This window comes from Paenibacillus sp. ov031 (genome assembly GCF_900143165.1).
Lineage (GTDB): Bacteria > Bacillota > Bacilli > Paenibacillales > Paenibacillaceae > Paenibacillus > Paenibacillus marchantiae.
On sequence record NZ_FRDO01000001.1, the window covers coordinates 586,710 to 609,570 of the forward strand.

Consider the following 22,861-nt stretch of genomic DNA (forward strand, 5'->3'; position numbering starts at 1 on the left):
ATTATCATCCTTTCACAAATTATTGGAGTGGCAGTTGTACGGGAGCTTTTGGCTCATGAACCGCTGGGCGGCGTACAGCAAGCGAAGCGGCGAGCATGACTGTCCCCATGACAAGAAATACAGCTGGAATTCCCCAGATACCTCCGATTAGAACCCCAATGGACGGACCGGCAATCTGACCAGCCATTAACATGCTGTTGGTAGCTCCGATGCGCACGCCCCGATCCTGATCGGTGGAGGATTTGAGTACGTTGAGCATGACCGTCTGCAATAGGGCACTGTAGAAGAATCCTTGCAGAAAACGTACAACCAGCAGCCAGGCCACCCCGAGTGGAAGTGTATGTGCAAGCAGGCACAAGCCGCATAACAAACCAGCCAGCCGGAGATTGCGTTCGGGTAAGTAACGATCATTTCGCTTACCCCACCACGATGCGCCAACCAATTCACCAACCGAAGACATCGCGAGCAGAACCCCGACGGTAAGCGCAGCTGCACCTGAGGAAGGGACGATTTCACGAATAAACGGAGTAAACATCGTAAATGTTGCAAAATCTGCGAGCTTGAAAATGATGCCTGCGATAACGAGTCTTCGGGCAATCGGATGTGTAATCAGCGAAACGAAGGCATGGATAATTCCGCTCTTGTTTTTGCTATGGTTGTTCAACATAGCGACCGAAGGCTGGTGCTGTTCCACAGGAGATACTTGAGTATTGTTCTTGGCCGTACGAGTCCGATGCGTCGTCGCCCCCGTTAATACGATTGCGGCAAGCACAGCAAAGCTCAATGTCAACGAGGCCGTAATGAACAATAGCGGACGACTTCCCCATGTGTTTACACATATGCTTCCTAGCAGTGGTCCCACGAGAAGACCTGCTGCCGATGCCCGCTCCAACTGTCCGAGCGCAGAACCCTGCTTTTGGCCAGGGGCATGGGTTCCCACAAACGCACTGCTCGCATCAGATATGCCACCGAAAGCCCCCTGGCAGAGACGGAACAAAAAGAATTGAAAGGGCGTCTGGGCAATGCCCATCAGAAACATGCTAAGGGCCAGTCCGATCAGCGCTCTGACAACCATCCATTTTCGACTCCAACGATCTCCGATCTTACCCCAAAAAGGGGTTAGAAGTGCGTAGGACAAAGCAGGCGCAGATATGGACAGACCTGTCCACATCAGCACTTCTTCCGGCGTTCCCGCGTTCAGATGCTCCATGTAGTACGGTATAAAAGGGCTGATTCCAGTCAGCCCGGCACTGGAAAGAAAGCGTCCACCCCACAAAATACGGACGCTCTGTTTCCATGCCATTTGCGACATCATGTGTCTACTTCACCACCTTGATTTTGGCAATTTGAGACCAATTGCTGATCAGATTATCAAGAATGATTCTCAATGTCAATCTTAATTTTTTTTCAAAAACTTTCCAAAAATTTTAGTGTTGACAGGAAAAAAAAGGATATGCATAATAGGCCCTGTGTCCAAATTTGAAAATGATAATCATTATCAATAAAGCGATTTTGGACAACAATATGCCCAGAAAGCTGGTGTAAATACATGGAACAAAGTACCCTGCAAATCAAGGATCGCTCGCTTAAAGTTGCGGATTCCATTATCGATTGTATCGGTCAAACACCACTGGTTCGCTTGAATTCCCTGTTCGGATCTACAGGAGCATCGGTGTATGCCAAGCTGGAAATGATGAACCCCGGCGGCAGCATGAAAGACCGACCTGCAAGATACATTATCGAGCAGGGTCTGCTAGACGGAACGATCAAACCGGATACGCATCTCATCGAGAGCACTTCAGGAAACTTGGGAATCGGTCTCGCATTAACCGCCAAACGTTATGGCCTGAAATTCACCTGTGTGGTTGATCCAAAAATCACATCAACGAATCTGAGAATGATAACCTACCTCGGGGCACAGGTTGACATGGTGACTGAACCGGACGAACACGGAAGTTATTTGCAATCCCGCATTCGCAGGGTCAAGGAGTTAGCCAGTCAGGACCCGGCAGGTTACTGGATCAACCAGTATGCCAACCCTTTGAACTGGCAAGCTCACTATCATGGTGCAGGTCAGGAGATTGTGGAGCAAATGGATGGACAGATAGACGTACTAGTGTGTGCAGTGAGTACGACTGGAAGTATTCTGGGCATATCCCGCCGTGTGAAAGAGGCAAATCCGCTTGCGCGAATCGTAGCCGTTGATGCAGTTGGCTCGATCATTTTTGGCACACCATCACGTCAGCGTGAATTGCCGGGTATCGGCGCCAACCGTGTCCCTGAGTTATTCAGCCCGAACGAGATTGACCAAGTTATTCATGTGGATGATCGGGAATCTGTGCTGGGCTGCCAGAAGCTGCTGGAACGGGAAGGCATTTTTGCAGGAGGTTCGTCCGGATCACTGGTTGCTGCACTGGAAAAACTGGTTCCAACCTTGCGGCCTTCAGCCAAGGTGGTTACTGTCTTCGCAGATCGTGGAGAACGTTATCTGGACAGTGTGTATGACGAGCAATGGGTTAATCAATTGCCGCCAAGCCAAACGATCAAGAGTATATAAAAAATTATCTCGGAGGAGAGATCAGATATGAGTACCGTTCAGGATCATAGCCTTTTGTATATGAGTAAACGGGATATTATAGATCTGGGAGGGCTGTATTCAGAGCCATATGTCAAAGCAGTAACCCGTGCACTGGAGCTTCATGCCAAGCGGGATATCGTGCAACCGTTGAAGCCTTATCTGCGGGTTAACGAGGAGAGCGGTCATATTGCCGATCGCATTATTGCGATGCCTGCGTATGTGGGTGGCGATGTAGCGATCAGTGGTCTCAAGTGGATTGGGAGCAAACATGATAATCCGACCAAGCGTCATAAGGAACGTGCAAGCGCTCTTATTATCCTCAATGATCCGGAAAGCAACTATCCGGTGGCGGTGATGGAAGGCAGCGTGATCAGCGGGATGCGTACGGCGGCAGTTACAGCTATCGGGGCAAGGTATTTAGCCAGAGAAGGTTTCCGCACAGTGAGCGTGATTGGCTGCGGGGTGATCGCCAGAATGCAGATCACCTCGCTGCTTGAACAATTTGACTCCATTCGGACCATCCATTTGTATGACCTGAATGCCGATACGGCCCGCCAGCTTGCCGATGAAATTGGTTCGCGTTTTGATCAGGTTGAAGTACGGGTGGAAGATTCGTCAGAACAAGCGGTACGACAAGCGGAAGTACTCGTAACAGCTACGGTAGCCTCATCGCCGCATATTCCGTATGAATGGATTGCCAAAGGTACATTTGTCAGCAACATCTCGATTATGGATTTGCACAAGGATGTATTTACGCAGGCAGACAAAGTAGTCGTGGACGATTGGGATCAATCCAACCGGGAGAAAAAGATTATTAATCAGCTGGTGCTGGAGGGCAAATTCTCCCGTGAGCAGCTTCACGCTGAACTCGGCGAGATCCTGATAGGGGAAAAGCCAGGACGCGAACATGAGGATGAGATCATTGTGCTGAACCCGATGGGGATGGCGATTGAGGATATTTCCAGTGCGGCAGAGATGTATGCAAGAGCCGTTGAACAAGGAAAGGGTACACGTTTATGGCTATAGAGCTGAATACAGGGTGTATGCCTCAGGTTGCAAGAGTCCGCGAGCATTTATTGGCACTGAAAGAACAACAGACCGAACCGGTATGTGCCTACATCCGGGATGTAACAGCACTCGTCGCTCATGTGCATCAGCGTGTACAATCCATGCCGGAATCTAGTCAGCTGTTCTATGCCATCAAAGCCAACTCGGAAGAAGAGGTGCTTCGAGCGCTGGCCCCTGTAGTTCATGGCTTTGAAGTGGCATCTTTGGGCGAGATCGTGAAGGTGAGACAAGTCTCAGCGGATATTCCGATTCTGTTTGGTGGACCAGGTAAGACAGAAGCAGAGCTTCGGGGAGCGATAGAGCATAAAGTGCAGCTTATTCATGTGGAAAGTATGCATGAGATAAACAAGCTGAACGAGATTGCGAGTCAAAATGACGTTCGGGTATCCGTATTGCTGCGGATTAACCTGAAAGGTCCACTGCCTCAGGCGACACTGGCGATGGGCGGTCGTCCGACCCAGTTCGGAATCGACGAGGTCATGCTGCCACAAGTCATGAATCAGCTCCGACACTTGCCAAATATTCAGGTGGAAGGGTTTCATTTTCACTCCCTTTCGAACAATCTAGATGCGGAGCAGCATGTGAAACTGATTGAGTATTACTGCACCATCGCGCGGGATTGGGCGAAGCAATATGGTTTCACGCTTCGGTATTTGAATGCCGGGGGTGGAATTGGTGTGAACTATGCGCATCTGGAGCAACAGTTCGACTGGAACACATTTGTGAATGGTATTGCACCGGTATTGCAAAAGGAACTGCCTTCGGAAACGACTTTGTTGTTCGAATGTGGGCGTTATCTTACGGCATCGAGCGGGTATTATGCAACCGAGGTGCTGGACGTTAAAGTCAACCACGGCAAAACATATGTCATCGTACGTGGCGGTACACATCATTTTCGCCTACCCGTTTCTTGGCAGCACAGTCATCCGTTCGAGGTGATTGAGGTGGAGAACTGGACGCATCCGTATGACAGACCCGAGGTGAAGGAAACCGCTTTTACAGTGGCAGGCCAGCTATGTACTCCGAAAGATATTTTGGCAAGTGATATTACGTCAGGCAGGGTTCGGGCAGGAGACATTTTGCTGTTCCAATATGCGGGTGCTTATGGATGGGCGATCTCGCATCATGATTTTTTGAGTCATCCACATCCGCAGCACATTTATTTGCAGTAGCACATGAAACGGGTTGAGGCAGTGCAATCAATGGGAGGTGTCATATGAACGGTCTAACAGCAGCATTGGTCAGGTCCGAAGAGTGGATAATGGTGCGGCGACGTATCTTCAGGCAATTGGTGGAGTCGTTTCTGTATGAGCAAATCTTGAGTGAACCGGTGATCGGGCCTTATTCGGAGGCAGAGTATACACTGCGAGGGGAGACGGAGACAGGAGAGAAGGTGGAATACACCTTTTGGGCTGTACGAAAAGAGAGCTTTGACCGCATTCGGTTGTCAGATAAACCAATTATGCGGGTAACATCGAAAGATCGAGCGGAAGCAGATTCCATTCCTCATTTTTTACTGGAGATGGCTGCGCATATTCCCACATCCGAAGCTCAGCTGGGGCAATTCATGGATGAGCTTCAGCAAACCCATCTGAAGGACACGCTGTCTGTGCGATGGCGTGCTGGTCAGCCCGAACCTCGGGTATCGGAATATGACGAGTGGGAATCTGCCCTGATTGAAGGGCATCCGTATCATCCTTGTTACAAATCCAGAGTTGGATTCACGCTCTCTGACAATGAAGCCTATGGACCGGAGTTCGGACCGGAATTCAAGCTGGTCTGGATTGCGATTAAACAGGATTCAACCCAAATATCCATTTCGTCTTCACTGGACACGTATGCTGAGTTTATCCATAACGAGCTGGGGCAGGAGCTACAGACATTCAAGTTGATTTTGCAGGAAGTTATATCGTCTGCGAACTTGAAATTGAACTCGGCTGCCAATGCCGAGGTGAAGTTGAATACGGATGGGGATGCACGTGTGGACGAATATGTATTTGTTCCTGTGCATCCCTGGCAGTGGGAGCGAATCATATCGGTGGCGTGTGGGGAGCAACTCCGAACAGGGGAGATTGTCTATCTGGGTCAAGCAGGTGACACCTACCGTCCTCAACAATCCATTCGCACATTGACGAATGTGAGTCATCGCGATAAACCGTATGTCAAACTGCCGCTGAATATGGTGAATACATCATCCGGACGAATTCTGGCACAGCACACAATCATGAATGCGGCCCGTATCTCTGATTGGCTTGGTCGTGTGGTGGCAGAAGATTCTTTTTTACAGGGTGAGCTTGGTCTGATTGTGCTGAAGGAGATTGCGGGGGTATCGTACCATCACCAGAAACTGCCCAATATGCTGGAGCAAAAAATATACGGATCACTCGGGTCTATCTGGCGGGAAAGTCTGCATCCGCGCTTAATGGCAGGAGAAGAGGCTTTGCCATTCAATGCTCTGTGTCATCTCGATCAGCAGGGCACTCCGGTCATTAAACCGTGGATAAACGAATATGGCCTGGATCGCTGGGCCCGGCAATTGCTAAATGTTGCGGTGGTACCGCTGATACATCTGCTGTACGCACATGGGGCGGCGCTGGAATCACATGCGCAAAATATGATCATCGTGCTGAAAGAAGGATGGCCCAGCCGGATTGCTCTTAAGGATTTTCATGACGGTATCCGTTACTGCCCATCCATTCCTCACCCGTTTGGCTACCCGGAAATTGAATATCCACCTGCCAACCATCAGCGGGTGAATCGCAATTCGTTTGTGGAGAAAGAAGACCCTTCCGAGGTGAAAGACTTTATATTGGACGCGTTACTTTTTATCAATCTGACCGAAGTGGCATTTTTTCTGGAGAAGCACTTTGACCTGAGCGAAAAGCAATGGTGGCGCATGACTGCCGAAGTGATTTTGAATTACCAGGAGCGGTTCCCGGAGTTACTGGCGCGATTTGAACAGTTTGACGTTTTTGCACCCGAGATCGAAGTGGAACAGCTGACCAGACGGCGAATTCATGAAGGGCCGGGGGATTGTGTGCATCGGGTAAGTAATCCACTGCATGTCTACAGGCCAGTTCGGCAGAATTAATCAGGGGGGAGGAGAGCATGCGCATGGAAAGTACGAGAATATCTGAATATCAGAGCCATGATGAGGATCAGGAGAGGCAACCGTTTTGCAAAGAGGACTCCTTTAGCCATCCAGAAAATGTTGTTGCAAGTTCTAGACTTGGAGTGGAGAAGGAGCATTGGCAAAATCAACAAAGAAAACTGTACACCGCAGCGCTGTCTTCATACCACTATACCGATGCACGCAGACGCATATTCAGACAGTTGGTTGAATCCTTGATGTACGAAGGTGTTATGGAATATACCTCAAGGGAGGAGCAGGGGTTCAACGTTTGGGAAATGGAGGGTACAGGGCTGAATGGTGAACGGGTCATCTACGCATGCAAGGGAACAGGGCATCTTACCTTTGGTCGTTTGCGGTTGAACCATGAACCGATTACAAGACGTGTCTATGTGGATGAGACTCCGGCTTCGAAAAGTAACAGCATTCAAAAGAGAGAACCTATTCTGCCTGGAACTACAGCCGGCCAAGAAGCGGAGTCGATTTCTCTATTTTTGCTGGAAGTTGGACCAGCGATAGGCGCCGATGAAGGGAAGCTGCTGCATTTTGTTAAAGAACTGGAGCAGACGCTGATCAATGACACACTGGCGCGATATGTACGGGCTGAGCGGCAGACTGATCTACATGCTCTTCCCGATGAAGACTGGGAAAGTGGAATCATCGAGGGTCATCCATATCATCCAAGTTATAAATCCCGTATCGGCTTCCGAATCGAAGATCAGCTTGAATATGGACCCGAGTTCGGTGGATGCATTAAACCGATATGGGTGGGAATTCATAAGCAAAACGCACGGATAAGTCATGGCACGAATGAACATGGACCGGCTACAAGGGAATGGCTTCAGGATCAACTTGGCGAACAAGTGTTGGAACGCTTCCTCGCGGCACTACAGGAAATGGGTGCTGATCCGGCAGAATATGTGCTGATGCCAGTCCATCCGTGGCAATGGCGAACAACGATCAGTTCTGTACTTGCAGAAGATATTCGTAACGGAAGCATCGTACCGCTTGGCAGCAGCGAAGACCGATATACTGCTCAACAGTCGATTCGCACGCTAGCTAACCGATCACGTCCCAATTCACCGTACTTGAAGCTTTCGCTGAGTATGATCAACACATCAACTGGTAGGGTGATCGCCCCACATACGGTTGAGAATGGACCTCGCATTACCGACTGGCTGCAGGGAATTAGCAAGCAAGATCCCTACTTGAGGGATGAACTGCGTGTCATTCTTTTGGGAGAGATTGCTGGCGTTGCATACGACAATCATCAGATACCGGATGTTTTGAAGCCACTCTCGTATGGTGTGTTGTCCTGCATTTGGAGAGAAAGTGTACATTCCCGGCTGGAACCGGGTGAATCAGCGATTCCGTTTAATGCATTGTCTACACTGGACTATGCGGGGCGCCCGGTGATTGATCCTTGGGTGAAAAAGTTGGGTGCTGATGAATGGCTGTCCGAGCTGTTGCTAACTGCGGTACGACCGCTCATTCACTGGTTATTCGCTCATGGGATTGCGCTAGAGTCTCATGCACAGAATATGCTGCTAATTCACCGGGAAGGCAGACCCTCACGCGTTGCGCTGAAGGATTTTCACGATGGAATTCGATTTACAAGAGAGGCACTTGCCGATCCAAAGCTCTGTCCAGCGCTTGTCGAGGTGCCGGAATATCATCGTCGTGTGAACCGTAATTCATTCCTGGAGACGGAAGAACCGACAGAAGTTCGGGATTTCATACATGATGCCTTTTTCTTTATCAATCTTGGAGAGCTGGCTTTGTTCATGCAGGAGCATTACCAGATCAGAGAGCAGACCTTCTGGAACAGTGTTCGTAAGATCATTACCGACTATCAACAGCGTTTCCCTGAATTTCATGAACGGTACGAATTGTATTCCTTGTTTGATCCTGAGATCGGAGTAGAGCAATTGACGAAGCGGCGCTTGTTTCCAGATCATGAATTGCGTATTCATCAAGTTCCGAATCCACTGGAGCACACGATTATGGATAAATATGGGTCTAATGAGGATGAATTAAAAAATAGTATATGAGATCAAAAGAATATTGCATGGACAGAAACTGGAATTGTGGGATATTGTTTTAATAATGATAATCATTATTGATTAGGTTATTAAATAGGATCAGGGGGTTGGATGGGATGCAAGTAGAGAGAAAGAGGATTGGAATGAAATCATGGGTACATTTTGCTATGCTGGCGGTACTGATGCTGGTGCTAGCGGGTTGTGGAAATTCGGGATCGGGTGCAGCCAATGGTTCAGCAGCGGAAACCGCTCCAACCGAACCAAAGCAAGAAGAAACCGTAGCCAATACTGGCGATACACGTACCGTCAAAGATGCATATGGTGAGGTACAGGTTCCAACCAATGCAAGTCGAATTGTGGTACTGGACATTGGGGCCTTGGATAATTTGCTCGAGTTGGGCATTAAACCTATAGGCGCACCTTCCATCCTGGCAGCAGGCGATCCGTATCCGGCTTATCTAAAAGGCACAGAAGGCATTGAGAATATCGGATCGGTGAATGAACCAAGCCTGGAGGCTATCGATGCACTGAAGCCGGACTTGATCATTGGTAATAAAGATACACATGATGCTATCCATGATCAGTTAAAACAAATCGCGCCTACGGTGTTTGTAGAAACACTTGGGGTTACCTGGAAAGAAAATCTGCAGCTTCATGCCGATGCTGTAAACAAGCTGGAAGATGGCAAGAAGCTGTTGGATACATATCAGCAGCGCATTGAGGAATTGAAATCTACGCTTGCAGGCAAAGATGCCAAGGAAGTATCGCTGTTCCGTCCCCGTGAAGACAAAATTCAGGTCTATCTGAAAGAAACATTTGCAGGTACGATTATGGAAGATTCCGGAATTGTTCGTCCCGCAGCACAGCAGGATGCAGGCTTCTCCAAGGATATTACGGAAGAACAGATTGCTGATCTCGATGGTGACGTAGTCTTCTGGTTTAACCGTGAGCCGGATGCATTCGCCAAACTGGAGAAAAGTAAATTGTGGGCAACGTTGAAAGGAGTCCAAAACGAAGCTGTGCACCCGGTTGACTGGGAGTACTGGATGAGTGGCCTGGGCATTCAGGCTGTAAACAAGGTCGTGGATGACCTGAACACCTATGTAGCCAACTAAACGCAAAACATGCAGGACCTTTTCTAGCGGCAATGGATTGATATTCAGCACTTATCAATTGCAATTATGCTTCCAAGTGGTCATAGCTTAACTGTAAAATTGGGTCGTCGAATGTGACGATCCAATTTTTCTGATTTTTCTGCATAGGTCTCGTTCCATGTTATATTCGTGCTCTATATTTGTTCTTATATAATAGAAGGAAAAATTTTGACAGTTCGTTTTTTCAAGTGATTTATACAACATATTGAAGTACATAAATCAAGCAGCATGCAGGTTGGAGGCGTAGAAAAATGAACACAAACACCAGGTTTAAAATCACTGGTTTAGCAACCATCATCGTGTTGACACTTCTCGCGTTTCTATTCAGCATCATGTATGGCATCGTACAGATTCCATTGCGTTCAGTTGTGGATACGTTCTATGCCTTTGACGGATCGCGTGAACACCTGATTATTCAAACCGTCAGGCTGCCAAGAGCGGTTATTGCCGCAGTGGTTGGCAGCTCACTGGCTGTGGCCGGGTGCCTAATGCAGGCGATTAGCCGCAATGCTCTGGCAGGCCCTGAACTGTTCGGTATTAATTATGGCGCGGCACTTACCGCGGTGCTTGCTTCCTTTTGGCTGGGAACGACGTCTCTGCAATTATTTGCATGGTCTGCGCTGTTGGGGGCCGCGGTTGCAGGCGTGCTGGTTTTCTTTCTCAGTTCCACAGGCAGACAACCCTTATCTTCAGTCAAGCTAGTTCTGGCAGGGGCTACATTAAATTTGTTATTTGCTTCATTGACACAAGGCATTCTTATCCTGAATGAGCAGTCCCTGGATACGATGCGTTTCTGGTTGGCGGGTTCATTAACAGGCAGAGATCTTGATCTGTTTATTCAAATTCTGCCTTATCTGATCATTGGCATCATCTGTGCGTTTGCATTAAGCAGTCAATTGAACATTTTTGGCTTAGGAGATGAAGTGGCTCAAGGATTAGGACAGCGAATGAAGATGATTAGGATCATCTGTATTATCACCATTGTTCTGCTGGCTGGCAGTGCCGTCGCACTTGCCGGACCCATCGGGTTTATCGGGTTGGCCGTTCCGCATATTGCAAGATCGATAACAGGCAGTGATTATCGCTGGGTAGTTCCTTACTCTGCTGTTCTCGGAGCACTACTGCTGCTCACAGCAGATATTGGGGCGAGATTTGTGTTGCCGGGGCAGGAAATTCCTGTTGGGGTGGTTACAGCCTTCTTCGGTGCTCCTTTCCTCATCTATCTGGCCCAAAGAAAGGAGAGATCGATATGATTTCTTCTATTATAAAGAGACGTGCATTCACCATTATTCTGATCCTCTTGATGTTGAATGTGGGAGCGCTTGTGCTTAATGTGATGTTGGGAGATCGCTCCATCCCTTCGGGAGAAGTATTGCGTAGCTTGATAGGCAGGGGAGATCAGGAATATCACTTCACCATTCATCAGTTAAGGCTGCCCCGGGTACTGACCGGTTTTCTGGTTGGATGCGGTCTGGCATTGGCGGGTACAATCCTACAGGTCATTACGAGGAATCCTCTGGCATCACCTGGCGTGATTGGGCTGAATTCGGGTGCGGCTGCGGCGGTGGTTGCCGTCATGGTGCTGGTTCCTACTTTTCCAATGCGTCATATGCCGTGGATTGCATTCATTGGAGCCTTTCTCGCGGCCGCGGTAATCTATGGATTGTCATGGAGAAAAGGAGAGGCGAGTTCCACGGTTCGCATGCTGCTGATTGGTGTGGGCATCTCTTCAATGGCAGGTGCGTTAATCACGTATTTGCTAACGGTGGGCAAAATATTCCGGGTCTCCCAGGCTTCCGTGTGGATGGCAGGTAGTCTATACGGACGAACGTGGGAACACTTTTGGCCTTTAATGCCGTGGCTGCTGATCCTGTTTCTTCTATTAATATGGATGTCCAGATGGCTGGATATGTTTCTGCTGGATGTCCAGTCGGCTGCTGGACTCGGTCTGCGGGTGGAGACGATGCGGGTGTTGTTTCTTCTGATGAGCGTAGGGCTCGCCGGGTCTGCGGTGTCGATGGCAGGAACGATTGGATTTGTCGGCTTAATGGCCCCTCACATGGCAAAACATCTGGCAGGCAGCCGGAGTCTGGTTCGCTTGCCGATTGCGGCGTTGCTTGGAGGACTGATCGTCATGCTCGCAGATCTCGCCGGACGGACATGGTTCGCTCCGTATGAGATTCCAGCCGGATTAATTACGGCGATTATCGGGGCTCCGTATATGATGTATTTGCTGTTACGACGCAGAGGGATATAATGAAGAAAAGGATTCAGAATGCAAGAAAGGCTGGTGCATTTTTTCATGCCATCATATGTGAACGAAGCCAATCTAATCTATCTTTTATCTTCAGTACGTAAACGAAAGTTTCCCATGACCCGACAAGCCAAACATGTTCGGGTTCCTGTATACATATTATGCTTTATTACAGAGGGCGAAGGGGTTGTTGTACTGGATGGTGCGCTACAGAAGGTTCGTCCTCTCCAGTTATATTTGCTTGTACCCGGCATGATTGTGGAATTCCCGGAACAAGGTAGTAGTTTCGAATATTATGGTGTATGGTTTGAACCGATTCGGCTAACCAAGACCAGAGGTAGATATGAAACATTGCCTTCCCTATCCTTATCCGGTGCACTCTCACCAGGGCATATTCCCGTGCATCATCCACAACAGATCCTCCAACAGATCGTGCAGTTGTATCATCACAGTCGGCAAGAACGAAATCGGGATTCATTGAATTTGAGAATTCAGTTAGAGCAATTGATCCAGAATATTATGAAGAATGAACGAGAACAGCCGGATACCGTAATGGATGAACGGGTTGAACGGAGCATCCTTTATATGGAGCAGCACTATACGGACAAAGTAAGCATTGAACAGCTGGCTGAAGCAGCAGGTGGCATGCCGCCGGTTGCTTTTTCACGTTTGTTCCGAAGTGAAACAGGTCTGCCACCAGTCGAGTACCTGAGCAATGTGCGCATGACCCATGCGAAACAGATGCTGAATACAAAGAACAGTCGGGTGAAGGAAGTGGCAGCTGCAGTCGGGTTTCGAAGTGAATTTTACTTTAGTCGCATGTTTCAGCGCATGGTGGGTGTATCCCCTACATTATATATGAAGCGAGGCAAGTTAAAGGTGGCTGTAGCATCCTCACTCGGATTCGAAGACCATCTGAAATCAGTTGGAATCGAGCCGGTCTGTGTGGTGGATTTATTCCAATATCCAGGACAGAGCAATGAACAGTATGCGGAACAATTGCACAGCCAACTGCTGGAATTGGAGCAGTCCAATCCAGATATGATCATCGCCGATCATTATCATACAGAGTTCAGAGAGCAGTTTAAACAAACGGCTGCGCCTGTATTTCTGGATTTCTCTGTGTGGGACTGGAAAGGAAACTTTGAGAAAATTGCCGAGTTGGTGAACCGGGAACGTGAGGCTGCGGAGATGCTGACTCGTCTGGATGTGCAAACTGAGACAACAGGCCAGACATTGCGCCGTATACTGGGCCAGGAACGGATGACCATCATGCAAGTGAGCCACCGGACGATTGGCATTCAGGGCAGGGTGAATCATCCGCTCAATGAATTGGTATACGGCGAGCTTGGTCTGCGCCCGGGTAATCAGGCTCCAGCAGAACTGTGGCGTATGGAGCTGCAACCGGAGGCCATGCCTGTATTGGAGACGGAACATTTGTTAATTCATCATCATCATATTCTCGCCGGTAGTGACAAAATGTATGACCAGTTGACCAGAACGGCAGCATGGCCCCAGATTCCGGCGGTGAAGGATGGAAAAGTTAAGCGCATTCCCAATTGGTTTGTGATGAGCTGGACTCCACTGGGGAGACAACGAATCATGAATGAATTGATGGCAGCCGTGGGTGAACATCAACAGCGATAAACAGCACTGAACTGGTAGTGTTACAACAGGGATCGTACTGCAATAGGTAGTCTACTCATGTTAGGGAGAGTGAAGAATGAGACGTATTGGGCAAGGACGAACGGCTGAGATCTATGAGTACCCATCAAATCAGATTATGAAATTATACCATGCGGATTTTCCAGCCGAAGCCGTCCAGAATGAGTTTCGAATTACCGAGGCAGTATTCCAAAAGGGCTTACCTGTTCCACAAGCAATGTTGTATATGGATGATGTAATGCGCAAAGGGATTATATTTGAACGGATTGAAGGCAACACGATGTTATCCCTTATGATTCAGGAACCCTCGCTGATCGAAGAACTATCGCATCAAATGGCAGACTCTCATCATAGCCTTCACGCCCAGCAGGATGATGAAGGAGCACTCCCCACACAAAAGCAGATTCTTACTGGGGCCATTCAAAATACCTCTCTATTGTCGGAAGAAGATAAGGTGCAGGTTATCAATTATATGTCGTCTCTTCCAGAGCGAAAGCAAATTTGTCATGGCGATTTTCATCCCGATAATGTCATGTTAAATGAAACGAGAGATCAATATTGGGTTATAGATTGGATGACAGGCATGTCGGGTGATCCAGCGGGTGATGTGGCACGAAGCTGGGTAATATTAATGAGCGGTACGTTGCCGGAGGATACAGACCCGGCTGTTCATAAGGGATTTGAATTGGCTCGCAATGAAATGCTGGATCATTATATCCAACATTACATCCAGATTTCCGGGATATCTCGCCAGGAGCTGGATGCCTGGATTTTGCCTGTCGCGGCTGCACGTCTAGACGAGAGGTTACCTGCAGTGGAAGCGGATCAGTTAATCAAGCTTGTGCAGGATCGTATTCGTCTGCTGAAATGACATATCTAGCTTAACTAACAAGGATAACGAGGTGAAGAAAGCCATGCTGAACGGATTAAAGGTCATACAATCTTACAAGTCAGGCCATCTCCCGGAGGGGGAGCAGCCACTGTGGCTGCAGCTGCTGGCAGCGGCAGAGCAGCCGAATATTAACCTGGAACGCATTCATTCTATAGCTGAGCTGGAAGGCACGAATCCGGTACTGGATTACGTAGAACGCACACTCCAGGTGCTGGAGCAGCTTCAAGTTTCTTTTTGGATGCGAGAAATTCTGGAGGATGTGCTGGTCTGGTCGGAAACGGCAAAGGCAGGATCACCGAAACAGCGGCGAAAATGGCAGAAACAGGGGGTTAACCTGTTCGTGCACAATGTGGGTTCAGCACAGGTATATGACATGTACGGAAGTATTGGACATTTGCATGGCAAGCAAGGACATCGTGAGGAGAAACATTCATCTCGATTGGAATCCCCGAGTGATTTATCAAATGATGATCCAAGTGGTAGTACACAAATTGTGCAAACAACATATGGTTCACTCCCACCTCGGTATGAGATCATTCGTACCCTTATTGCCACACACGGACTTATTGGTCAGTACATAAGAGGAGAAATCCCCTTTGCCGAAAATGCCCCACTGCACTCGTTCATAACGCAAGGGTGGCTGACGGCAGATGAATTGCAGGCCATCCTGATCGCATTAAATGAATGCATCATTGCTGGCGTTGATCCATCGCTTTGGAATCAAGTTCAGGCTGAAGTGCAGCGTATCGTAGGCTGGATCATTACAGAGCCGGATCATACGGACTGGAATGTGAAGGAGCGGTTGTCACGCTTACGGAGCTCCTCTATACGTCAAGGAGAAGCGATAGATGAAGCATATGCCAAACTTCAAGCCCAGCTTGAGATAGAGAAACTTCTCGCTCCTCTGGCTCATCGGACCTTATGGTATGTGGAGTCAGCGATGCATGATTTTTCGTTGCAGGAGATGGTTAAGATCTTCCTTTTGACGCTGCACAGTGAAGCTATGGTGGTATCTGGAGATGACTCGATGAATAACAGCACAGGTATTGGCATAGAAGCCGAAGAAGAAGCAGTGGGCTTGAACTCGACTTCGCAGGAGCAACAAGGGGATATGGTAAGGCATATCAGCTTCGAACCATTAATGAACACGATGTATTACGATTATAAAGGTGTCAAGAAACTGAATGTTTACAAGAAACGAATGATTGAAAAGTATTTGGAGCAATATTCGTGGGAGCAGATTGAAGCAGGTGAGACGATTACTTACCCCCATCTGACACATCGGATTGAGCGGCACCCGGATTTGAGGGATACGGTATTTGTGACATTTGAATTTTCCCCGGCGGCCGAGAAGCTAATTGCATTTTGTATTGAAGCAGAAAAGTCTCCGTTATACGAAAAGGCTGTGCTGTTGTTATTTGACCTGTTTGGATTGCGTCGGGATGCGTATGATCGGTTCCATAATGAAGAGACGTATCTGGCCGACATGAACAGCTCAGGTGATTACAAGAAAGTACTGCTGGATTATATGGTTGGCAAACGTGTGCTCGATATCGGTCCAGGCGGCGGAATATTGCTCGATCTGATTGAACAGGAACGACCTGAGATGGAACCAATCGGCATTGATATTTCAGCGAATGTCATTGAGGCGTTGGAGCGCAAAAAGCAGCGGGAGGCACATCGCTGGCAAGTATTGAAGGGGGATGCTCTCCAACTGGATCAATACGTGCAGCCAGACACGGTGGATACGGTTATTTTTTCATCCATTCTGCATGAACTGTATTCGTATATTGAACGTGACGGACGCAGATTTAATAGGGATACGGTCGTTGCTGCGCTAAGAAGTTCATTTAACGTGTTGTCCCCCGGAGGCCGGATTCTGATCAGGGATGGCATCATGACTGAACCCGAAGCACAGAAGCGTCGAATTCGTTTCCTTGAACCGGATGGGATGCGATGGCTGGAGCGGTATGCGCAGGATTTCCAGGGACGCAGCATTGAATTTGAGCAGATGTCTGAGGACGAGGCGGTGCTGGATATTAACGATGCTATGGAATTTCTGTACACCTATACATGGGGCGAAGAAGCATATGTCCATGAGATCCAGGAGCAATTTGGCATATTTACCCCATCGGCATATGAGCACTGTATTCGCGAAGCGCTGGGTGAGCAAGCCGAGATTATTACATTCAGGCACTTCCTTCAGGAAGGATATACGGAGGCGCTTGGAGAACGAATTATATTTATGGATGAACAGGGTCAACCTGCACCTTTGCCAGACAGCACTTGCCTAATTGTGATTGAAAAGAAGAAAGGAATGGCGGACAGATGACGAATGAAGCCAACACGGCTTTATATTTTGTAAGGCACGCGCAGTCTGAATATATGGAAGGGCAGGAACGCGAGCGAGGTCTGACGGAACAAGGAAAAAGGGATGCGGCGACCGTCGCGGGTCTGCTCCACCGGGAGCAGATACAATCGTTTTATTCCAGCCCGTATAGACGGGCCGTGGATACGATTCAGGGGTTGGCTGAAGTGTCAGGTGGCATTGTGGTCACCGAAGAGGATTTGCGTGAGCGTGAGCTGTCAGGTCCTGAAGTGAAGCATGAACATTTTCGTGAAGCCAAACAAAGGCTCTATGATGATCCTGCATTTGCTTATTCAGGTGGAGAATCCGGCGAAGTCGCTGGGGCGCGGGCAATCGCTGTTATACAGCGTATCCTGGATAGGCATCCGGGACAAAAAATAGTGATTGGCACCCATGGGGACATCATGACCCTGATTTTCAATTATTATGATCCGTCCTATGGTTATGACTTCTGGGCAAACACAACGATGCCGGACATCTACAAACTGGAGTTTGATCGTGATGGTAGGTTGGTTCAGGTAACACGATTGTGGGAAGAACAGGTGTAGTTCTTTGAGATATGCGTTCTATAGGTGAAAGGGGGAAAAGCGCCAAATGAAGATTACGTTTATGCCGGATACGTACAGTGTTGAAGAGCTAAAAGTCCCTCACTTGCAAGATAGGATGTACTGCATATTTGATCTAGAGGGCACAGGGATTAGTCCGGGAGAGGAGAGTGTGACCCAATTTGGTGCGATGAACTACAAAAAAGGAGAATCATTAGATTTATCGTTCACTTCACTTGCATGTGCCTCTAAACCGATTCCGGAAGCGGTCGCGAAGTTAACGGGTATTTCAAATGAGGATATGATCCAGGCTCCCTCATTTGCAGAAGCATACCAGGCTTTTCTGGAATTCATCGGGGATAAGGTATTAGTAACGCAGGCGGGTTATGAGTATGATTTGCCCATATTGAAACGACATTGTGATATGAATGGGCTGATGATGTTTTCCAATCCGGTGTTGGATACAAAAGCGATGTTTACATATATTCATCCTGAAATCTCCGAGGTCATCTCTACCGATTTCCTGATCCGGTATTATGAACTGAATACAGACGGAATTCACAGGCACAATGCCTTGGCCGATTGTGGTGTGATTGCTCGTATTTTCGAACATGTCCTGAATGAATATCAGGCTCTTGAATTGGATCATTTTACTGCGGATGGGAAACATGTGATGAAGCGTTTTGTGATTCCTGAGATTTGACAGCGTCGAATGGAGGAGGGAAGCCAGATGAGTAGAGTGGATGCAGATAAATTGCTGGCTGATTTGAATGAGGGGCTGATTATTAATCATCAGACATTCGAAGGACTGGAAGTGGAAGCCTATCTGGATCAACGGGATGCTTCCGAATTTGCCGATGAGTGGATGCAGGCATTTGAACGGTTTGCTCAGAATTCTGATGTCGTGGAAGAAGAAGTGCTTCGTGTTTGCAGGGAACTGGCTTTCAAACGAACGATTGCTCTTGCGGGCGATCCGGAACTAGCGGGATATGTCAGTGATGATATTGGTTTGATTGGTGCTGCTCTATTACAGGATGAAATGCAGAATTTATTTGTTAAGCAATTACTTGAACGTTATCAACAAGGTACATTACCCCTGCGTTAAGCGGGGGTGACGGTTGTATATTCTTTTCGTTTGTATAAAAAAATAGCTTCGAATGTGTATTGTGAGTTTTGCACAGCATAAGGTACAATTCATCTAAGCATTGAGTGAGAATGATAATCATTATTTATAAAACATGTTCTCACCGATACAACAACAGATTACATAGGGGTGAAGGGTATCATGGTAAGGTTCAGTAAAGGCTTCAAAGGGTGGACGATCATTCTGCTACTCATGGTTGTAGTAATATCGGGCTGTAGTGCAAATTCTGAGTCAAAAGCAGAACAGGCTCCTGCATCTGAGACAACGGTTTCGGATGGCAGTACATCTGAAACAACAGAAAAAGAAGCAGAGACACGTGTCGTTCAGGATGAATTCGGTGATGTGACGATCCCGGTGCATCCGCAGCGGATTGCTGGTATCTATGTGGAAGATTATCTGAAAGCACTGGATATTACACCGGTAGTTCAATGGTATCACCCGTTGTGGGGAGTGCAGGAATATCTGGATCTGGATGTGCCTCAATTTGATACTACAGGAAGCATTGAGGCTTTGTTGCAATATGATCCGGATCTCATCATTGTGGATGGCGGAGTGGACATGGAGAAATATGAGATGTATTCAAAGGTGGCACCGACGTATCGCCTGCCTGAAGATATTCTACAGGATTCCAATAAAATTTTAACGACCATTGCGGATGTTGTTGGTAAACCGGACAAGGGTAAAGAAGTTGTTGCGGCATTTGAAGCCAAGATTGCAGACGCTAAGGCGAAGCTTCAGGAAGCCGTTGGGGATGAGACCGTAGCGGTTGTCCGATTGAATATCAGCAATAATACATTGGCATTGTTCGGTGTGAAAAATCGATTTACCGGATTTATTTATTCGGAGCTTGGTCTAACACCTCATCCATTGGTCGGCAACATGGAAGAATATCAGGAAATACTGTCCGAAGAGGCTTTTCCAGAGCTTGATGCGGATCACATTATTGTATTTCCATCCAATGGAGAGTGGTCATCTCCAGAGAACAAGGAAGCTTTGAAGGTGCTGGATAGCAAGTTGTGGAAATCTCTCCCGGCAGTCAAAAACAACCATGTGTACATGATGGAAAGATCGTATTGGCAATCAGGTGCGATTACGGCAAACACATTGAAGATTGATGATCTCTTGCAAAAAATGACACCATAAGCCTTTTCCATAAGAAAGTTCTTCCCTCAGGGTTGAAGAGCTTTCTTTTTTCGTTTACACTGTTGTAAATGATAACAATTCTCAATTAAGGAAGATGAATATGTGTCCCACGATTGTACAACTGATTCCCAAGCCCTGGTTATGCATGCTTCAACATATGAAATACATGGATTATAGCCAAGTCGATATCGCCAATAGGCAGACATATAACATGACATCATCACACGCCCTTTTCGTAGTGACGGGTGGGCATGGCTCAATAGATTCTTTGGATAATAGGGACACTCGCCTGGAAAAAGGGATGATTCTGTTTGTTCCGGCAGGACGTACCATTGTGATTGAAGGCTCCAGTGAGTTGCAATATTACAGACTTGAACTGATGGTAGCTGAGGTAAAAGAAGATACGTCCAGTAGGTTGAGTATAAGAGACGAAACGGCGCAACAAGGGCTTCCAGTCTTGATTTCAGATCCAGATCGGTTGCCTCTTATTGAGCTGAATTATAGTCCATGGAGTTCCTGTCTGAAATCGGTAGAACAGATATCGCGTGGGCAGACTGCTCATGATTGGCTGGATCAATGGGAGATGCAACTGCGTTTCCAGGAGTGGTTCCGAGTGCTGCTTCGGCAAAATGATCCCGAGATTGAATCGCCGGATGACCGTGCCCGGCTTCAAAGCTCGATTCGTTATATTCGCGAACACTACGATCAGCCCATAACAGTTGATGATCTGGCAGCAGAGATCCGGCTTACCAGATCCAGTTATACCCGACGATTCAAGGAGATCACAGGCAAGCTTCCGCTTGATTATGTAAATGCTGTACGATTGGAGCATTCCAAACTGCTGTTACAGATGACCGATGATCGCTTGCATGATATTGCACAGAATGTGGGATTTAATAACGAGTATTATTTCGGCCGCCGATTCAAGCAATATGCAGGTGTTTCACCAGGGGTATATCGGCGCCATTACCGTCAAGAAGTACGTGTGTTTGCACCGTATCTAGAGGATTTTGTACTGGCTCTTGGAATAAAACCCGTGTTGCAGTGCTCCCATCGCTCATGGGGCAGGCAGCATTATTTGGGAATGGAAGATATCCCTGAATTCGATGTTACTCGGATAGATGCAGGTTTTAATGAAACGAATGTGCCTGAATTTATTATGTTGAACGACGGGTATAAACGCTGGAATCTGGATCGGTTTGAGCAAGTAGCACCGACGTTTTATATGGAGCACGAGGGTGAGGACTGGCGTTCCATTTTGAAATCCACAGCGGATGTGCTGGGAAAGGTAAGTCGGGTGCAGGATGTAATAGGTGATTATGAGGAAAAGGCGCAGGAAGCCAAGAAACGTTTGACACGTCATATGCGTGGCCAAACCGTCGCTTTTTTGCGTATTTCTGCATCGGAAATTACACTCTATGGAAATCAATACGGTTATGTAGGACCTGTGCTGTATCATGATCTCGGATTAACCCCGCATGTTCGTGTTCAGCAATGGGCGAGTCAAAGTAGAAGAATCGGTATTGGGCTTGAGCAGCTATGTCAGCTTGAGGCAGATCATCTCTTTATCACATTTGATAATATGGATTCTGCCTACCCCGGAGAGGAACGGAAGCTCCTGGAGAGAGAGGAGTGGAAACGGCTGCCTGCCGTAAAAAGTGGTCACGTATATGAGGTGGATTTTATGACCTGGATGAATTATGGTGTTATATCCCATGGGAAGAAGATCGATGATATATTGCGATTTATGGCCTGAATTAGACTTGAGTAATGTAAAATCTCCTGAACCACTATACTTCCAAGGTAGTTGCATTCCCAATCCTTTTATTTCATTTTTTTCTTTTTCTTGCTCTTAACAGCATTTAGCGAATTGACGAAGGCAGTTGTCTTGTTTTCGATCGCACATAATCGCTGACATGGCTGAGAATAAATCAAAGGCGTGGTCGCCTGACAACCAGAATAAGATTATGGAAGCATTAGAGCTTAATGATATATCTCAATTAATTCATTATGAAAAGGAGCAGAGGGATAATCTCGCTGCTTCTTTTTATTCTTAACTGACCTCATTGATCAATTCCTCGTTATTATTTCTCACATTACCTACTGCAGAATCCACCTTGTATGCTATCATTTCATCGGCATCATGCGGGCTGAGAAGCCTCAGAACGCTTTCCTTGTCTGATTCCTTGTTTAGCCAATCCGCTTCATCTTGCGGCCGGAGAATGACTGGCATACGATCGTGGATGTCCGCCATAAGACTGTTAGGTTCCGTAGTAATGATAGTGCAAGTTGAAAGCTTGTTATCTTCTGGATCAATCCAAGTATCGTATAGGCCAGCAAGCGAGAAGATGGAGTCATCTTTCATTAAAATCCGCATTGGTTGCTTTACGGATCCATCCTTTTTCCATTCATAAAATCCCGAGCATGGGATAATACACCGCTTGGAACTGATCAGGCGTTTAAAGGCTGGTTTCTCTGTGAGTGTCTCTGCACGGGCGTTAATCATCTTATTGCCTATTTTTTCATCCTTGGCCCAATTAGGAACTAGACCCCATCGGAGCGCCCCCAATCGATTACCGTCTTTGCTACCGATAATTGTCGGGATGAATTGCATAGGCGCAGCGTTGTAATTAGGTTTGTACTCAAATCCTTCAGCAATAGAAGCATAGTACCTCTCCATAATTTCTTCAATTGGATCTGTAATCGTGAATCTTCCGCACATATCGAAGCCTCCTTTAAAACGCTATAGTATGTAATTTAACTCAAATCTTTAACGTTAGAAACGGGTAATATGTGGAGTTTATGCGAAACAACATGGGAAAACAGCAACGTATGCAGGCAGGTTTGCATATGAGCAAAATATATAGAAAAAAGCCTG

General features: G+C 47.4%; 18 protein-coding genes. 16 read left to right on the forward strand and 2 right to left on the reverse strand.

Annotation, left to right across the window (positions count from 1 at the left end; genetic code table 11):
* Positions 1 to 19: 19 nt before the first annotated feature.
* A complete protein-coding gene (locus BUA17_RS02750) occupies positions 20 to 1,315 on the reverse strand; it encodes an MFS transporter (protein WP_072732522.1) in 1,296 nt (431 codons plus the stop codon).
* Positions 1,316 to 1,549: 234 nt separating this feature from the next.
* On the opposite strand from BUA17_RS02750, the gene sbnA reads away from it, so the two are divergent.
* The 16 genes from sbnA (at position 1,550) to BUA17_RS02830 (ending at position 21,739) form a co-directional block, all read left to right on the forward strand.
* Positions 1,550 to 2,557 (forward strand): 2,3-diaminopropionate biosynthesis protein SbnA, encoded by a 1,008-nt coding sequence (gene sbnA, locus BUA17_RS02755; protein WP_139295604.1) that lies wholly within the window; start codon positions 1,550 to 1,552, stop codon positions 2,555 to 2,557.
* A gap of 27 nt (positions 2,558 to 2,584) precedes the next feature.
* Positions 2,585 to 3,604 (forward strand): 2,3-diaminopropionate biosynthesis protein SbnB, encoded by a 1,020-nt coding sequence (gene sbnB / locus BUA17_RS02760; RefSeq protein ID WP_072732523.1) that lies wholly within the window; start codon positions 2,585 to 2,587, stop codon positions 3,602 to 3,604.
* A complete protein-coding gene (locus BUA17_RS02765) occupies positions 3,595 to 4,818 on the forward strand; it encodes a type III PLP-dependent enzyme (RefSeq protein ID WP_072732524.1) in 1,224 nt (407 codons plus the stop codon). The genes sbnB and BUA17_RS02765 overlap by 10 nt, the downstream gene beginning before the upstream one ends.
* A gap of 44 nt (positions 4,819 to 4,862) precedes the next feature.
* Positions 4,863 to 6,737, forward strand: a complete 1,875-nt coding sequence (locus BUA17_RS02770; protein ID WP_072732525.1) for an IucA/IucC family protein — start codon at positions 4,863 to 4,865, stop codon at positions 6,735 to 6,737.
* 23 nt (positions 6,738 to 6,760) lie between these two features.
* Positions 6,761 to 8,827 (forward strand): IucA/IucC family protein, encoded by a 2,067-nt coding sequence (locus tag BUA17_RS02775; protein ID WP_083584644.1) that lies wholly within the window; start codon positions 6,761 to 6,763, stop codon positions 8,825 to 8,827.
* Positions 8,828 to 8,961: 134 nt separating this feature from the next.
* Positions 8,962 to 9,933 (forward strand): ABC transporter substrate-binding protein, encoded by a 972-nt coding sequence (locus BUA17_RS02780; RefSeq protein WP_072733454.1) that lies wholly within the window; start codon positions 8,962 to 8,964, stop codon positions 9,931 to 9,933.
* A 290-nt stretch (positions 9,934 to 10,223) separates the two neighbouring features.
* Positions 10,224 to 11,225, forward strand: a complete 1,002-nt coding sequence (locus BUA17_RS02785; RefSeq protein WP_072732526.1) for a FecCD family ABC transporter permease — start codon at positions 10,224 to 10,226, stop codon at positions 11,223 to 11,225.
* Positions 11,222 to 12,229 (forward strand): FecCD family ABC transporter permease, encoded by a 1,008-nt coding sequence (locus BUA17_RS02790; protein ID WP_072732527.1) that lies wholly within the window; start codon positions 11,222 to 11,224, stop codon positions 12,227 to 12,229. Before BUA17_RS02785 ends, BUA17_RS02790 begins: the two co-directional genes overlap by 4 nt.
* 45 nt (positions 12,230 to 12,274) lie before the next feature.
* Positions 12,275 to 13,873, forward strand: a complete 1,599-nt coding sequence (locus tag BUA17_RS02795; RefSeq protein WP_170867776.1) for a helix-turn-helix domain-containing protein — start codon at positions 12,275 to 12,277, stop codon at positions 13,871 to 13,873.
* Positions 13,874 to 13,949: 76 nt separating this feature from the next.
* Entirely contained in the window at positions 13,950 to 14,762 is an 813-nt protein-coding gene (locus BUA17_RS02800; protein WP_072732529.1) for a phosphotransferase family protein, read from the forward strand.
* 43 nt (positions 14,763 to 14,805) lie between these two features.
* On the forward strand, positions 14,806 to 17,115 hold the full coding sequence (locus BUA17_RS02805; RefSeq protein ID WP_072732530.1) for a class I SAM-dependent methyltransferase: 2,310 nt from the start codon (positions 14,806 to 14,808) through the stop codon (positions 17,113 to 17,115).
* Positions 17,112 to 17,699 (forward strand): histidine phosphatase family protein, encoded by a 588-nt coding sequence (locus BUA17_RS02810; protein WP_072732531.1) that lies wholly within the window; start codon positions 17,112 to 17,114, stop codon positions 17,697 to 17,699. The genes BUA17_RS02805 and BUA17_RS02810 overlap by 4 nt, the downstream gene beginning before the upstream one ends.
* 46 nt (positions 17,700 to 17,745) lie before the next feature.
* Positions 17,746 to 18,399 (forward strand): 3'-5' exonuclease, encoded by a 654-nt coding sequence (locus BUA17_RS02815; RefSeq protein WP_072732532.1) that lies wholly within the window; start codon positions 17,746 to 17,748, stop codon positions 18,397 to 18,399.
* A 27-nt stretch (positions 18,400 to 18,426) separates the two neighbouring features.
* Complete coding sequence (locus BUA17_RS02820) at positions 18,427 to 18,801, forward strand: hypothetical protein (RefSeq protein ID WP_072732533.1); 375 nt, start codon at positions 18,427 to 18,429, stop codon at positions 18,799 to 18,801.
* 180 nt (positions 18,802 to 18,981) lie between these two features.
* Complete coding sequence (locus BUA17_RS02825; RefSeq protein WP_072732534.1) at positions 18,982 to 19,983, forward strand: ABC transporter substrate-binding protein; 1,002 nt, start codon at positions 18,982 to 18,984, stop codon at positions 19,981 to 19,983.
* Positions 19,984 to 20,083: 100 nt separating this feature from the next.
* On the forward strand, positions 20,084 to 21,739 hold the full coding sequence (locus BUA17_RS02830) for an AraC family transcriptional regulator (protein WP_244552058.1): 1,656 nt from the start codon (positions 20,084 to 20,086) through the stop codon (positions 21,737 to 21,739).
* 297 nt (positions 21,740 to 22,036) lie between these two features.
* Here BUA17_RS02830 and BUA17_RS02835 read toward each other — a convergent pair whose 3' ends face one another.
* On the reverse strand, positions 22,037 to 22,705 hold the full coding sequence (locus BUA17_RS02835) for an SOS response-associated peptidase (RefSeq protein WP_072732535.1): 669 nt from the start codon (positions 22,703 to 22,705) through the stop codon (positions 22,037 to 22,039).
* Positions 22,706 to 22,861 lie beyond the last annotated feature (156 nt).